The organism is Dyadobacter sediminis, assembly GCF_005860765.1.
Classification (GTDB): domain Bacteria; phylum Bacteroidota; class Bacteroidia; order Cytophagales; family Spirosomataceae; genus Dyadobacter; species Dyadobacter sediminis.
Genome location: NZ_VCEI01000030.1, coordinates 39920 through 54416, shown reverse-complemented (window position 1 = coordinate 54416; position 14497 = coordinate 39920). Strand labels below are relative to the sequence as shown.

14 protein-coding genes are annotated in these 14497 nt (G+C 45.5%); all 14 read left to right on the top strand.

The genetic code is table 11. The annotated features are described in order from the left end of the window. The first annotated feature begins 109 nt into the window (after nucleotides 1-109). The 14 genes from FEM55_RS21655 (at nucleotide 110) to FEM55_RS21590 (ending at nucleotide 14470) form a co-directional block, all read left to right on the top strand. On the top strand, nucleotides 110-910 hold the full coding sequence (locus FEM55_RS21655) for a sulfite exporter TauE/SafE family protein (RefSeq protein WP_170916749.1): 801 nt from the start codon (nucleotides 110-112) through the stop codon (nucleotides 908-910). A gap of 140 nt (nucleotides 911-1050) precedes the next feature. Next, nucleotides 1051-2472, top strand: coding sequence for an MBL fold metallo-hydrolase (locus tag FEM55_RS21650; RefSeq protein ID WP_082218004.1), 1422 nt, complete (start codon nucleotides 1051-1053; stop codon nucleotides 2470-2472). Between the two features lie 9 nt (nucleotides 2473-2481). Continuing rightward, the gene (locus FEM55_RS21645) at nucleotides 2482-2790 is read left to right on the top strand and encodes a rhodanese-like domain-containing protein (protein WP_082217995.1); all 309 of its coding nucleotides are present in this window, start codon (nucleotides 2482-2484) and stop codon (nucleotides 2788-2790) included. A 20-nt stretch (nucleotides 2791-2810) separates the two neighbouring features. Then, nucleotides 2811-3374 (top strand): YeeE/YedE family protein, encoded by a 564-nt coding sequence (locus FEM55_RS21640; protein WP_082217994.1) that lies wholly within the window; start codon nucleotides 2811-2813, stop codon nucleotides 3372-3374. A gap of 4 nt (nucleotides 3375-3378) precedes the next feature. Next, nucleotides 3379-3999, top strand: coding sequence for a class I SAM-dependent methyltransferase (locus tag FEM55_RS21635; protein ID WP_082217993.1), 621 nt, complete (start codon nucleotides 3379-3381; stop codon nucleotides 3997-3999). Nucleotides 4000-4005: 6 nt separating this feature from the next. Further along, nucleotides 4006-4515 carry a DUF6691 family protein gene (locus FEM55_RS21630; RefSeq protein ID WP_082217992.1) on the top strand — a complete coding sequence of 170 codons (510 nt, stop codon included), beginning with the start codon at nucleotides 4006-4008 and terminating at the stop codon, nucleotides 4513-4515. 33 nt (nucleotides 4516-4548) lie between these two features. Beyond that, nucleotides 4549-5904: an MBL fold metallo-hydrolase gene (locus FEM55_RS21625; protein WP_082217991.1), complete on the top strand. Its 1356-nt coding sequence runs from the start codon at nucleotides 4549-4551 to the stop codon at nucleotides 5902-5904. Nucleotides 5905-6059: 155 nt separating this feature from the next. Beyond that, nucleotides 6060-6497 (top strand): hypothetical protein, encoded by a 438-nt coding sequence (locus FEM55_RS21620; protein WP_082217990.1) that lies wholly within the window; start codon nucleotides 6060-6062, stop codon nucleotides 6495-6497. Between the two features lie 186 nt (nucleotides 6498-6683). Then, nucleotides 6684-7964, top strand: coding sequence for a TolC family protein (locus FEM55_RS21615; protein ID WP_171036628.1), 1281 nt, complete (start codon nucleotides 6684-6686; stop codon nucleotides 7962-7964). 48 nt (nucleotides 7965-8012) lie between these two features. Continuing rightward, a complete protein-coding gene (locus FEM55_RS21610; RefSeq protein WP_229208594.1) occupies nucleotides 8013-11141 on the top strand; it encodes an efflux RND transporter permease subunit in 3129 nt (1042 codons plus the stop codon). A gap of 8 nt (nucleotides 11142-11149) precedes the next feature. Continuing rightward, nucleotides 11150-12268 (top strand): efflux RND transporter periplasmic adaptor subunit, encoded by a 1119-nt coding sequence (locus FEM55_RS21605; RefSeq protein WP_171036627.1) that lies wholly within the window; start codon nucleotides 11150-11152, stop codon nucleotides 12266-12268. An 18-nt stretch (nucleotides 12269-12286) separates the two neighbouring features. Further along, complete coding sequence (locus FEM55_RS21600) at nucleotides 12287-12871, top strand: TlpA family protein disulfide reductase (RefSeq protein WP_082217986.1); 585 nt, start codon at nucleotides 12287-12289, stop codon at nucleotides 12869-12871. 207 nt (nucleotides 12872-13078) lie between these two features. Next, nucleotides 13079-13540 carry a DsrE family protein gene (locus tag FEM55_RS21595; protein ID WP_082217985.1) on the top strand — a complete coding sequence of 154 codons (462 nt, stop codon included), beginning with the start codon at nucleotides 13079-13081 and terminating at the stop codon, nucleotides 13538-13540. A gap of 39 nt (nucleotides 13541-13579) precedes the next feature. Further along, nucleotides 13580-14470: a substrate-binding domain-containing protein gene (locus FEM55_RS21590; RefSeq protein ID WP_229209373.1), complete on the top strand. Its 891-nt coding sequence runs from the start codon at nucleotides 13580-13582 to the stop codon at nucleotides 14468-14470. The last annotated feature ends 27 nt before the right edge of the window (nucleotides 14471-14497 follow it).

Below are 14497 nucleotides of genomic sequence, written 5' to 3'. Positions count from 1 at the left end.
TTGGAAGTACAAGTTTTGGGACATAATAAATATTATTTCCCATATGTGACCTTTATCACTTTCCCGGCGCTTGACACTTCTGATTTTTGCAGCATAAACAATGCAAAAAATGGAAATCATCGCCTACATAGCGTCTGTATTTATTGGTATCTCATTGGGTATGATCGGCGGGGGCGGCTCCATTTTGACTGTGCCGGTCCTGGTCTATATGTTCGGTATTAGTCCTTTGGTATCAACATCGTACTCGCTGTTCATTGTCGGATCCACCAGTCTTGTCGGGGCATACAGCAATTATTTGAAAGGCGCAGTCAAAATTAAGACGGCACTGCTCTTTGGAAGCACATCGATCACAACGGTTTTCCTGACGCGTAAGTTTTTAATTCCATTGGTGCCCCATGATCTTTTTAGCATTGGAGCCTTTCAGATCACCGAACCTTTACTGACGATGGTGCTCTTTGCTGTGCTGATGGTAGCGGCATCGGTAGGCATGATCAAAAGCAAAGAGCGAAAACCGGGGTGTTTGGAGTGTGACTTAAAAGGTAATATTGCCCGGATGCTTTTAAGCGGCATTGGGATTGGATTAACTACGGGTTTTCTGGGAGCAGGGGGCGGGTTTTTGCTGATCCCGACATTGGTATTGATCCTGGGGATGCCTATGAAGGAAGCTGTGGGCACTTCGCTTCTGATTATCGCGCTGAATTCGCTGATCGGTTTTGCAGGGGATATAGGACATTTCGTGATTGACTGGGCTTTTCTACTGAAAATCACTGGTATTGCCATGGCAGGGATTTTAATCGGGGGCATCCTAGCCAAAAGGGTTAATGCTACTTCTTTGAAGAAGGGGTTTGGCTGGTTTGTGCTGGTGATGGGGATTTATATTATATCCTCCGAGCTGATGCATCTCAAATAATTTCCGATCACTAGCCAAGCAGGTGAAAATGATTTTCATTCTTTTTCGCAATGTGACTCTTGTCACTGACCAGCCAGCTAAACATCCTGAAATTTGTATAGTTAATTCAAAAAGGGTTGAAAAATCAAAAAATCATCAATATGAAAATTGAGCAAATTTATACCGGCTGCCTCTCGCAAGGAGCCTATTATATCGAAAGCAATGGGGAAGCTGTGGTAATCGACCCACTGCGTGAAGTTGAGCCCTATATCAACCGTGCAGAACAAAATGGGGCAAAAATAAAATATGTCCTGGAAACGCATTTTCATGCGGATTTTGTATCAGGCCATATTGACCTGGCTGAAAAAACCGGTGCACAAATCGTTTTCGGCCCGACTGCTAAGCCTAGCTTTGATGCGCTTGTAGCCGTAGACGGCCAGGTTCTGAAAGTGGGCGATGTGTCGCTTACAGTATTGCATACACCCGGGCACACCATGGAAAGCACCTGTTATCTTTTAAGTGATCAGCAGGGAAAACAGGTTGGCATTTTTACAGGGGATACCCTGTTCATTGGTGATGTTGGGCGTCCTGACTTGGCACAAAAGGTATCCGCCGGACTGACACAAGAAAAGCTGGCAGAGCATCTGTTTGATTCCCTGCGTAATAAGATTATGCCACTTGCTGATGATATTATTGTCTATCCGGCCCACGGCGCAGGAAGTGCGTGCGGCAAAAACATGAGCAAAGAAACAACCGATACATTGGGTAGCCAGAAAACCTCCAACTATGCACTCAGGGTGGATATGACCAAGGAAGAGTTTGTCGAAGAAGTTACGGGTGGGCTGATGCCACCCCCTGCTTATTTTCCCGAGAACGTTTTGATGAATGTCAATGGCTACGAAAGCATTGACAGGGTTCTTGAAAGGGGAGCCCAGGCTTTGGATGCGGCGGCTTTTGAGGCGGTGGCAAACCAAACTGGCGCGGTCGTCCTTGATACGCGGGATGCAGAAATCTTTGCAAAAGGATTCGTTCCTAACTCGATCAACATCGGAATAAATGGGGGCTTTGCTCCCTGGGTTGGAGCGCTTATTCCCGACATCAAACAAAGCATATTGATAATAACTGAGCAGGGTAGGGAAGAAGAAGTGGTGACCCGTCTTGCGCGTGTGGGCTATGACCATACGATCGGATATTTAAAAGGTGGGATCGATGCCTGGGTTAAAGCCGGTAAAGAAACCAGCCAGATCCAGTCAGTAACCGCTGACCAGATGAGTCAGCGCTTGAAAATGGACCCTGCCATCGGCGTGCTGGACGTACGTAAGGCAAGTGAGTTCCTGTCTGAGCATATGCTGGATGCAGAAAATATCCCCCTGGATTATATCAATGATCACCTGGCGCAGATTGATAAAAACAAAACGTACTTCGTACACTGCGCCGGCGGTTACCGGTCGATGATCTTTAATTCAGTGCTCAAAGCACGGGGATATGACAATCTGATCGATGTCAGGGGAGGTTTTAAGGCAATTAAGGATTCAGGCAAGCTTGAAGTAAGCAACTATGTTTGTCCAAGTACACTATTGTAAGAAAAGATCATGGGAATTATGTCATTGTTTTTCGGAAATAATAAAACAGACTTGAAAGGCCTTGTCGGGCACGGGGCATTGATCGTTGACGTGCGTAGCCCTGAGGAATTCGCATCGGGCCATATTGATGAGAGCATTAATATTCCGCTGGATAAGATCAGCGACAAAGCATCATTTTTGAAAAAATGTGGAAAGCCTGTCATTACCTGTTGTCGTAGTGGCACGCGCAGTGGGCTGGCAGAAGGGATATTAAAAATGGCCGGGGTCCAGGTTTATAACGGTGGGGCCTGGGATAAGCTCAGACAAAAAATTCAATAAAAAAACACCTTCATACTATTATGCTGGAAATTATAAAACAGCCCTGGCCCTGGTATGTGGCCGGGCCGCTGATCGGGCTAACAGTGCCTGCACTTTTAATACTGGGTAATAAGTCCTTTGGGATTTCATCATCGCTCCGGCATGTTTGCGCCATGTGCGTTCCGGCTAAAATCCCGTTTTTTCAATACGATTGGAAAAAGGAGTTGTGGAATATGTTTTTTGTGCTGGGTATTTTTTTGGGAGGGATGATAGCGGTGACATTTCTGGCTAACACCGAACCAGTCCAGCTGAACCCATCATTGGTAAAAGAGCTGAGCATTTATGGTGTTACTGATTTTTCATCGCTCGTGCCTGTTGAGCTGGTAAGTTGGAATAAACTTTTGACGCTGCCCGGATTGATCATGATGGTTGGTGGTGGGTTTCTGGTAGGGTTTGGTGCGCGCTACGCGGGTGGCTGCACGAGCGGTCACGCGATTATGGGACTTGCTACCCTGCAATGGCCCTCGCTGGTTGCAACAGTATGTTTTATGATTGGCGGATTTGTAATGGCAAACTGGATATTGCCTTTCATATTAATGATGTAAGCAGATGAAAGATAACTTAAAAGCACATTGGGAAAATATTTATGGTACCAGCTCACCAGAGCAGTTAAGCTGGACAGAACAGAAGCCAGCGTATTCATTGGCCCTGATTCAGGATACAAATACCGCGAAAGATAGTGCAATCATTGACATTGGTGGCGGTGACAGCCTGCTTGTAGATTATTTATTGCTGGAAGGTTACAGGGATATAACTGTTTTGGATATTTCAGCCAAGGCGATAGAGAAAGCCCAAAAAAGGCTTGGCGCAAAGTCTGAGCAGGTTACCTGGCTGGTGGTTGATATACTGGATTTTAAACCGGAAAGACAATACGCACTCTGGCACGACAGGGCGGTGTTTCACTTCCTGATCACTGCTGAGCAGAAAGCGCACTACAAGCGCATCGCTGAAAACGCGGTCGCAAAAGGGCATATGATTTTGGGCACTTTTTCTTTGTCCGGCCCTCAGAAATGCAGTGGATTGCCGGTGAGTCAGTACGATATGACTGCACTTGCCGATGTCTTTAAAGATTCGTTTGCCGTAGAAACTCATTGCTACGCAACGCATATTACGCCTTTTCAAACAAGTCAGGATTTCCTTTTTGCGGATTTCATCAAAATAAACAATTAAAAGAGTATGGCCAATTCATCAGTAGAGCAGACGGCACAAAGCGAGCATGACATCCGGGCAACTGATTCAATATGCATCAATGAGAGTCAAAAACAACATAAATGGTATTACAACTTAAAATACCTTGTGGTTGGATTACTTTTTGGCGTACTATTTGTGAAAGCAGAAGTGATCAGCTGGTTTAGGATCCAGGAAATGTTCAGGCTGCAATCGTTTCATATGTACGGCATTATTGGAAGCGCCGTACTGGTCGGAATGATTTCAGTGTGGCTTATCAAACGGTACCGGATCAAAACCATTTCAGGGGAAGCTATCACCTTCACTGATAAGAAGTTCAATAAAGGACAAATTTATGGAGGCCTATTATTTGGGTTGGGCTGGGGTCTGACTGGCGCTTGTCCAGGGCCTTTGTTTGCACAGATTGGTATGGGGGCAACTGTTGTAATCGTCACGCTAATTAGCGCAGTGGCAGGAACCTGGGTATATGGCAGGTTTAGGGATCAATTACCTCATTAGTTACAGTTTAGAGTTGAATTAAAAACATTTGTTATGAAAATCCAACAGTTCGAAGATAAATTCTTGGCACATTACAGTTATGCCATCCTGAGTGAATGCGAATCAAAAATGGTATTAATCGATCCGGCCCGGAATCCAGAGCCGTATTATGCGTTTGCAAAAGAGCATCAAGTCCAGATTATCGCTGTTATAGAAACGCATTCACATGCCGACTTTGTCAGCAGCCATCTGGAAATCGCCCAGACCACTGGAGCTGCCATTTATGCGAGCCGAAAAATTGATGCTGCTTATACTCTGACGCCTTTTGACGAAGGAGACACATTAGCCTTTGGCAAAATCGTATTGAAAGCTATTAACACACCAGGCCATTCGGATGACAGCATATCTGTTCTTTTAGAGCATGATGGTAAACCTAAGTATTTGTTCAGTGGGGATACGCTATTCATTGGCGATTGTGGCCGTCCGGATTTGAGAGGAACTGGCAAAGACATGGACGCGCAGCGCAACAGACTGGCAGCTAAAATGTATGATTCACTTCGCAATAAACTACTTCCATTACCTGATGATGTTATCCTTTACCCGGCGCATGGAGCGGGCACTTTATGCGGAAAAGCGCTGAGTGATGCTTCCAGCAGCAGTATGGGAGAGCAAAAGAGAGAGAATTGGTCTTTACAGCCCATGAGTCAGGAAGCATTTGTACAACAATTAACGTCTGATCAGCCCTTTATTCCAGGCTATTTTCCTTTTGATGTCGATCTTAACAAAAAAGGCGCACCAGCATTTGGTGAAAGTGTTGGTAAAGTAAAGCTGGCTTCATCATTAGGGCAAAGTAAGGCTGAGCAATTAGATCCTGATCTATGGGTTGTAGATAGCCGCGACCAACAGGATTTTAAAAACGGGCATCTGGCCAGATCCATTAATATTATGGATGGAACCAAGTTTGAAACGTGGCTGGGAAGCATGATTGATCCTTCGGAGCAGTTTTATCTTGCTGCCCAGGATATACAAACTTTGAAAGAGCTTATCAAGCGCACAGCATCCATCGGATATGAAGCCAAGATCAAGGAAGCTTTTGTATTAAATAGTGGGCAGCAAACTATTCAGCTTTTGGACCTGAAAGATTTTAGGGCTCATCAGGACAAATACACTATTGTTGACGTAAGAAACAGCTCGGAAGTGTCTGAGAATCCGATTTTCAGCAGTAGTATTTCGATTCCGCTGGCCGATTTGAAAAGCAGGATTGATGAAATCCCGCTTGATAAGTCGATTGCAGTACACTGCGCGGGTGGATACCGGAGCGCTATTGGCAGCTCACTGATTGCTTCGCTAATTGGCGAGGGCAAACCGGTATATGACATTGGGAAACACATCAAAGAGTTTGATCAGTAGCCTTCTATTGAATAGGTTAATCTGCCAATAGCTTTTTTTAAAATAAATGTCATTTGGCTCACTAAAAACCCGATCGTTTGCGTTAGTAGTATTACAGCAAGCGGTCGGGAGGCGTGATCGGATACTACTTTACCTTGCAATATTTAATTTTCATAGTGAAACAATACGATATAAAACATCAAGTTCAAGGATGCAAGCCTGTCAGGGCGGTAGTCTTCTTGTTTTTTATTTTATTTTTGTTGTCCAACTGTCAAATTAAAAAATCTTTAAGTGATGCGCTTCTAGATCACTCACGCCAAGCGAATACCACACAGAGAATTGATAAGGGTTTACCTGCTGCTACTAAGGTGACCCAGCATGAGGCTTGTGGAGTGCTTAATAACTCGGCCTATGCTGATCAGGATCTTCATGCTACATCAGATACGGCCACCTTGCCGGTGGTTGAGTTCTTTATACTGACGTATCTACCGTTTTTGCTGATTTTCACTAGATTTTCTGGCGATGTGCATAGCCCTTTAGCGCATCTTTTTAAAGTTTTACCTGCCGACAGTGGCAGTCCCATCTACATCAAAAACAGATATCTTCTCATTTGAGCCTACATAATAAATCTAACTTTTTATTGGCACTAGCAGGATTTTAACTCTTGTTGATGTCGCAGTTTTAAAACTAACAGATTTAATATGATAAGGCTTAAGCTTTGTCTGACAAGCATTTTGATCATGCTAGTCGGCTCATCTTTGCATGCACAATCCAGTTTGGGACTTACCCAAATCTGGGAAATGACCCTTTCTAATTATCCGTCACTAGCCTCGAAACAGGCGCAACTGGATGAATCCAGATTGGCCAGAAGGCTCACCCGGAATAATGCCTATATGCCCAATGTGCAATTGCAGCTTCAAAATTCGATGGGGACCTACGCCAGCAGTAGCGGCGCGTTCTTTCCGCTTCCTGGCGTGATTAATATTAACGGCCGGGCAGCAGGGCAACCAGGCCAGCCGACAGCAGCATTCAATACTTTCGGTTCCGTTGTAGCAGATTGGAGATTCTTTGAATTTGGCCGCAAAAATCTGGCCATCAAAGCTGCTGATCAAGGTATTGATCAGGCGACAAATGAGCTCAGTGCCGAGCAGCTCAGACTAAAAACCAGGTCTACGCAATTATTTTTGAAGCTGTTAAACAGTAAAGTTAATTTGCAATGGGCACTTCAAAATGAAGCACGTACAAAACAAATCTTTGAGTTATCAGCAAGTCTGGCTGTGGCAGGCTTAAAGCCGGGAGCAGACAGTTCACTTGCCCTGTCTGCGTATTTGCAGACGGATGCAGAGCAGGAGTCATGGCACGCACAATTAAGCTCAGACCTGCAAGCGCTGACTGAACTCGCACCTGAGGTTGATACAGCCCAGGCGCTATATTATCAGCCTTACCTGGCCCCGGCACCTGTAATGCAAGGCGGCATGATAGAGAATCCCCACCCATACCTGCAAGTACTTGATGATGCTGTAAGGTATGGTCAAACTCAGGCTGAGCTCGCCGGCCGCCAGGCGCTACCCTCGTTTTCAGCACTTGGAGGGCTTGCCCTGAGGGGCAGCGGTATTAGTCAGGATGGCTTAGTTGAAAATGGGGTTTTCGATGGCTATGCAAACGGGTCCACCAACTACTTGTTGGGTCTGGCTGTTACTTGGAACATAACCAACGCTTCAAACAGTAGTCTTGAGAAGAAACGTATATTGTCAAGAGTTAGGTCACGCCAGGCAAATTACGATGTTCAAAAACTCGATCTGGACATTCGGCATATTTCTGCCTCAAAACGTATCGAAGGCCAACTAAGACAAATCAGCAGCATAAATGCAGCGGTTAAAAACGCCAGGCTGGCTTACGAGCTTTATTTATCAAGATATGAGAATGGGCTGATCAGTTTGACAGAACTATTGCAGATCCAGTTGATCTTACAGCAAGCAGAGAAAACCAATATCGATGCCCATAGTCAACTATGGGAGCACGTTCTGGTCCGCTCGGAGGCATCGGGCGATTTTTCCTATCTGCAAAACCAATTTAAATAGAATACGATGAATATTATAAGGCTTGCTTTGCGAAGACCTTTATCGATAATGGTAGCTGTTATTGGTATAGCTTACTTTTCTTTCACGGCGATCCGCAAGATCAATGTGGATATATTCCCTAGGGTCGAACTTCCGGTCATCTATATTGCTATGCCCTATGGTGGGCTATCACCAGCCTATATGGATGGTTTTATGGCCAACGAGTTTCAGAAAGTGCTCATATTTGTAAGCGGTGTCAAGGATATTGACTTTAAAAGTATCCAGGGTTTTACGCTGATGAAATTGACATTTTACCCTGGTACCGATATGGCGCAGGCTTCTGGCGAGGTTTCAACCCAGGTTTCCAGGGCTATGGGCTTTCTGCCACCTGGAGCAGTGCCGCCTCAGGTCGTGCGCTTTGATGGCAGCTCGATCCCGATCGGGCAGCTGGTGTTCGAAAGCCCTCAAAGATCAATCACTGAGCTTCAAAATATGGCCCTGACCAAGATCAGGCCGATGTTTGTGTCCATCCCTGGTGTGACGGCCCCTGCACCTTTCGGTGGTAATATCCGTACGATGGTTGTCAAGGTTAATTCCGATCTGATGCAGTCCTACGGGCTTTCAGCGGAAGAAGTCACTACTGCAATAGCCAAGAATAATTTTCCGGCCCCTGCTGGAAACATCCGGATCGGCAACCAAAATTTGATGAGCCCGCTTAACTCGATTGCCAATGATCCACAGGAATTTTTAGATATTCCAATCCGGAAGGGTTCAGGGACCAATGTATATGTCAAAGATATTGCCAGTGTAGAAGATGCGGCCGATATCACCACCGGCTATGCGATCATCAACGGCAAACGGTCTGTGTATTTGCCTGTGATCAAAAAATCAGATGCGTCTACGCTCAAAGTGGTTGAAAACCTGAAAGCTGCCATACCCATGCTGAAAGCAGCCTTGCCGGAAGATGTAGATATACGGTATGTTTTCGACCAGTCGGGTTATATCGAGCGTTCACTTGAAAACCTGATCCACGAAGGCATTTTAGGGGCGCTGCTAACAGGGCTGATGGTATTTCTTTTTCTGGGAGATTCGCGTGGATCATTGATTGTGGTAATGACCATACCCATCGCGATCCTTTCCGCTGTGATTATGCTATACATGCTCGGTCAAACCATCAATGTGATGACTTTGAGCGGTCTTGCGCTTGCCATTGGGATCCTGGTAGATGAAGCTACGGTAACCATTGAAAATATCCATCAGCATTTTGAAATGGATAAACCCAAAAAAAGGGCTATCCTGGATGCACTGCTTGAAATTTCGGTCCCTAAGCTTTTAATTCTGCTCTGTATACTAGCGGTACTGATCCCTTCATTTATGATGAGTGGCATTCCAAAAGATATGTTTATGCCGCTCTCTTTGGCTGTGGCTTTTGCTATGATCGCCTCTTTTCTGGCTTCCCAGACATTTGTTCCCATCATGGCAAACTGGCTAATGAAACCAGAAAAGCTAAAAGCCCATCACAGGGTTAAAGGCGCAAAGCGGACATGGTTTGACGCTTTTAAGTCCCAATATTTATTGCTCACCCGCCGTTTGCAAGGCAGGCCCGTAGCTGTTTTGACGGTCTATGCGCTTGCAGTAGGTGTTATGGTGGCGGCATCTTTTCTGGCAGTCGGAACTGATATTTTACCAGCTAGCAACAGCGGTGATATACAGCTACGGATTGTCGCCCCCGAGGGCAACAGGCTTGAAAATACAGAAGCATACCTAAAAAAAGTGACGGGTATCATCCAGCAGGCACTGCCTGAAAATTCGATTAAAATCAGCTCTGCCTTTGTAGGCCTTCAGCCATCGGCTACCGCTATTAATCCCATCTTTCTGTTCACCAGTGGTTCGCATGAAGCGGTTTTGCAGATTTCGATTGATCAGACGATTTTTAAAGAGTCCATTTCAGCACTCAAGGAAAGGATCAGGTCACAAGTAAAAAAAGAGCTGCCTGAGCTGAAAATCAACTTTGAGCCTATGGAGCTTGTTGAAAAGATTATGAGCCAGGGGGCCATGACTCCCATACAGATCAAAGTTGCAGCAGGGCAGCTAAAAGCTGCTAATCAGTATGCGTTGAAGTTGAAAGGGGAAATGGATAAAATCCCTTTTTTAAGAGATGTTCGTATTGCCGAGCCGGTCAATTATCCGAGTGTAAAGATCAATGTAGACAGGCAGCTTGCAGCCCAATTTGGTCTGACTATGGAAGACGTCTCACGGGCGCTGGCTATTGCCACATCATCAACCCGTTTTACCAATAAAAACCTGTGGGTTGATCCTAAGTCAGGTCTAGTATTTCAGGTGCAGGTGCAGATACCGGAATCTGATATGGGCTCGCTGGACAAACTTCGCTCTATTCCTCTCAAATCGGGCGAGCCGCGACCGGTACTCGAAGACGTGGCCAGCCTGGAAATGGTTAAGCAAGCAGGACAGGTAAACCGGCAGGGATCAAACCGGTATGTTACTATACTAGCCAATACCTACCAAAAAGATCTGGGTAGCGCTTCCGGCGCAGTCAAACAAGTTCTGGCGGATGCGGGTGATGCACCACGCGGGGTAATTGTTTCAAGCGAAGGGCTCATGCAGCTGCTGGATGAGACCATGTCGGGACTCCAGACCGGTTTGGTGGTTGCAATTGTGGTGATCTTTTTGATGCTGACAGCTTATTATCAGTCCTTTAAAATATCTGCGATGATACTTGCTGTCGTGCCAGCTGTGATCGGTGGAAGTATCCTGATGCTTTTGTTATTTGGCAGCACACTTAATTTACAGTCCTACATGGGTATTATCATGTCGGTGGGTGTATCTGTTTCTAATGCGGTGCTTCTAATCAACCAGGCTGAGCATAACAGGTTGTACATGGGGATGCAGGCACGGCAGGCAGGCCTTGCTGCGGCATCCTCGCGCCTGCGGCCCATCGTGATGACGACGCTGGCTATGATTGCCGGTATGGTCCCGATGGCTTCGGGCATGGGAGATGGCGGCGAGCAGGTCGCCCCGCTGGGACAGGCTGTAATCGGTGGCCTTCTTTTGTCCACGCTTACTGTGCTTTTGGTTATGCCGCACCTTTTTACATGGGCGATGCGTAAAACAGGCCGAGAAAGTCCATCACTGGATCCGGACGACACCGAGGCTCAATTAATTGCAATCACTAAATGAATAGGACAATGCTGTCAAACATGATGACAACTCATAAAAATTCAACCGTTCTCTTTCTGGGCCTAGCCCTGATAAGTGCTGGTATAAATGGCTGCGATAGCAAACCAGAAACAGACAGCCAAAGCAAGCCAAATGTGAAAGGCCCTGTGAGCGTGCAGGTAATCAGTCCAGTGAAAGACCAGCCAGACTACACGCTGGCGTTGCCAGGTGAGCTAAAACCTTATGAACAGGTCAGCCTATTTGCAAAGGTCAAGGGCTTTGTAAAAAACATCCATGTTGACCGTGGCAGTGTAGTCAAGAAAGGACAGGTACTTGCCATCTTAGAAGCTCCGGAGGTCTCACAACGCTTTCAGTCAGCCAGGTCTGACCAGCAGAAGTTCTATGAAGATTTTCAGCTGAGCCGTCAGATGTATGAAAGGGTTTTGAAAGCTACCCAAAAGGACGGTTCTGTTGCCGCCATCGAGCTGGATAGGGCTAAAAGCAAACTAAGAAGTGACAGTGCTGCGTATCAATCTGCTATATCGAGTGCCCAATCCTTTGGACAGATCGAAGAATATCTAAAAATTATTGCGCCATTCGATGGCGTAGTAGTGGAAAGGAATGTATCAGTGGGAGCCTTGGTGGGGGAAAATAATACAACACCGCTGCTGGTTATTGCCCAGAACAAAAAGCTAAGGCTGACTGTTGCAATTCCGGAAAAACATGCACAGTCTGTTGGAAAAAATGCCATGGCCAGCTTTACGGTTTCCAATCTGCCTGGGAAAATGTTTACGTCTGTTCTATCCAGGAAAAGCCAGGTTTTACAGCAGCAGAACCGCTCGGTAACCGCTGAATTTGATGTGGAAAACAAGGATAATTCCCTGGATGGAGGGGAGTATGCCCAGGTAACGATGAAGCTAAGGCGTCCAGATTCTACTTTATGGGTGCCTGCCAGCAGCATCGTGCACGCGCAGTCGGGAACATTCGTATTGCGTGTGGAAAACCAGGCGGTCAGAAAAGTGCCCATCAGTGAGGGAACAAGACGGGATTCGGTCCAGGAGGTATTTGGCGAGCTGGATCGAAAAGACCAGATTGTCAAAATTGGCAGCGAAGAGCTGCTCAATGCCGGTAAGGTTAAAATTAAATAACACTTTAAAATAGAAATAATGATGAAAAAGAAATGGTTATCGCCTTCAAACATATTCTCGGCCATGATGGTGGTATTTATCGCAGCTATGGTGATCAGCCCACAGGTAAAAGGATGGACAATTCAGAGCCTGATGAAAATCGGCCTGTTCCAGCCCAAAATTGACAGGCAGCCTGATGAAGCTGCCGCAGAACCTTTACCAAATGTTTATTTTAAAGATGGTGGTGGAAAGACGATTGATCTGGCCTCGTTAAAAGGAAAAGTCATATTTATCAATTTTTGGGCAACCTGGTGCCCGCCCTGCATTGCAGAAATGCCTTCGATCAATGATTTGCATAGCAAGTTTAAGGAGAATGAAAAGGTGGTCTTTTTGATGGTGGATGTAGATGGTAATCACCAGAAGTCAGATAGCTTCATGAAGAAGCACCAGTATGCTTTGGAGGTGGTAAGTCCGGCCAGCGAGATACCGCCGGTTTTTATGCAGGGAGCCGTTCCTACTACGGTTATTCTGGATAGGCAAGGCAAAATGGTATACAGACAGGAAGGTGCTGCGGACTACAGTAGTCCTAAAATTGTTGATATGATCGCACAGCTTGCAAAGTAGGAAAGGCCACTTAATAATCATTATGAAGCAAACTGCTTATGACAAATCTCACCAAAGTTTGTAGGCTTGTTTATCAGATTATGTATCATTCCAATCAATGGAAAGATCATGCATTTTGAAAAACTTTACAGGCTGTCTGACTTAGCACCTAGTCCAATGCAGCAGCATAATCATACTTAATAAGTAAATCAATTAAAACTATAAGAAATGAAAAAGATCGCATGCCTTTTATTTGCCACCTTATTGTTGCTTTCAAGCCGAGCCTGGGCGCAAAATAAACCGTTTAGCCCCAGTGAGTTTCACGGTGCAACTGCCGATAAAAAGTCTTATAAGGTCGTCTACCAACTGAATAGCGACGATGATAAAACAATTAAGGCAACCCTAAAAAACATAATGAATGCCCTGGAAGATCCCCGTTTGAAAGGAAAGCTCAAGGCTGAGCTCGTAGTTCACGGCGGGGGAGTTGCGGTCTTCAAAAAAACCAATCCTTATGAGAGCCAGGTGAAGGCCTTACAGGCAAAAGGGGTTATCCTGGCGGAATGCGAAAACACACTTCGGGAGCGTAATATCAGTAAGGATGAGCTTTTCGATTTTATATCATTTGTCCCTAGCGGTAACGGCGAGATCATAATCCGTCAGCAGCAGGGGTGGGCGGTTGTACACCCATAAACGCCTACCGCTATGAATAGAATTGTTTTTCTTACGATTATGCTCGTAAACCTTTTTGCTTTGGGCAGGGTGAGCGGGCAGGATCATTCTTTTGATCCGCCCTGGAATACGCCGCCCACTGAAGGCTTACAGTTTACAGTACCAGGCATAGACAATGTACCTGATCTGTATGGAGATATTACTGATCCCCAATTAATCATATTTTTTGGAGGTAACCAGTTTATGGTGATTGATGATTTGTTATCAGCATTTAAAAAACAGTATCCGCAGTATCAACGGGTATTTGCAGAGACGTTACCGCCCGGGATTTTGGGCAAACAGATCCAGTCTGGATCTATAACGATTGGGAATATGCGTATCAGTCATCAGCCGGACATTTATACCGCCGGAAAAGGGAAAATTGATGAGTTCTCGGACATGTTTTTGCGAACAGAAACCTATGCTAAAAGCAAACTTGCCATTATGGTTCAGAAAGGCAACCCGCAGCAGATAAAAAGCCTGGCAGATCTGGGCCATAAGGACGTGTTGGTAAGTATGCCAAACCCGGAATGGGAAGGGATAGGGAAGCTTATCGAAGAAGCTTATACGAAAGTTGGCGGTCAGAAGCTTCGCGAGCTGATTATGCATGACAAGGTAAATGCGAAGACAACTTTTTTAACCCAGATCCATCACCGGCAAACACCGATGCGAATTTTGTACGGGCAATCACATGCAGGTCCGGTCTGGTATTCTGAGGCCTATTATCAAAAAATGATCGGGCATCCGATTGAGCTGGTAGAAATTCCTGAGAAAGATAATATTGAATCAACCTATGTGGCTGGTTTGCTAAAAAAAGCACCCCATCCGAAAGCGGCGAAGGATTTTATGGATTTTCTAACCAGTACTACCGCAAAAAATATTTATGTCAAATATGGCTTTAATGTAAATTAAACGGCCTGTCCTAAAAATTCTTTTCGA

Excerpts from the sequence above, each read along its gene's own strand:
- FEM55_RS21655 (WP_170916749.1), top strand. The coding sequence starts at position 110 with ATGGAAATCATCGCCTACATAGCGTCTGTATTTATTGGTATCTCATTG.
- FEM55_RS21650 (WP_082218004.1), top strand. The coding sequence starts at position 1,051 with ATGAAAATTGAGCAAATTTATACCGGCTGCCTCTCGCAAGGAGCCTAT.
- FEM55_RS21645 (WP_082217995.1), top strand. The coding sequence starts at position 2,482 with ATGGGAATTATGTCATTGTTTTTCGGAAATAATAAAACAGACTTGAAA.
- FEM55_RS21640 (WP_082217994.1), top strand. The coding sequence starts at position 2,811 with ATGCTGGAAATTATAAAACAGCCCTGGCCCTGGTATGTGGCCGGGCCG.
- FEM55_RS21635 (WP_082217993.1), top strand. The coding sequence starts at position 3,379 with ATGAAAGATAACTTAAAAGCACATTGGGAAAATATTTATGGTACCAGC.
- FEM55_RS21630 (WP_082217992.1), top strand. The coding sequence starts at position 4,006 with ATGGCCAATTCATCAGTAGAGCAGACGGCACAAAGCGAGCATGACATC.
- FEM55_RS21625 (WP_082217991.1), top strand. The coding sequence starts at position 4,549 with ATGAAAATCCAACAGTTCGAAGATAAATTCTTGGCACATTACAGTTAT.
- FEM55_RS21615 (WP_171036628.1), top strand. The coding sequence starts at position 6,684 with ATGACCCTTTCTAATTATCCGTCACTAGCCTCGAAACAGGCGCAACTG.
- FEM55_RS21610 (WP_229208594.1), top strand. The coding sequence starts at position 8,013 with ATGGTAGCTGTTATTGGTATAGCTTACTTTTCTTTCACGGCGATCCGC.
- FEM55_RS21605 (WP_171036627.1), top strand. The coding sequence starts at position 11,150 with ATGCTGTCAAACATGATGACAACTCATAAAAATTCAACCGTTCTCTTT.
- FEM55_RS21600 (WP_082217986.1), top strand. The coding sequence starts at position 12,287 with ATGATGAAAAAGAAATGGTTATCGCCTTCAAACATATTCTCGGCCATG.
- FEM55_RS21595 (WP_082217985.1), top strand. The coding sequence starts at position 13,079 with ATGAAAAAGATCGCATGCCTTTTATTTGCCACCTTATTGTTGCTTTCA.
- FEM55_RS21590 (WP_229209373.1), top strand. The coding sequence starts at position 13,580 with ATGCTCGTAAACCTTTTTGCTTTGGGCAGGGTGAGCGGGCAGGATCAT.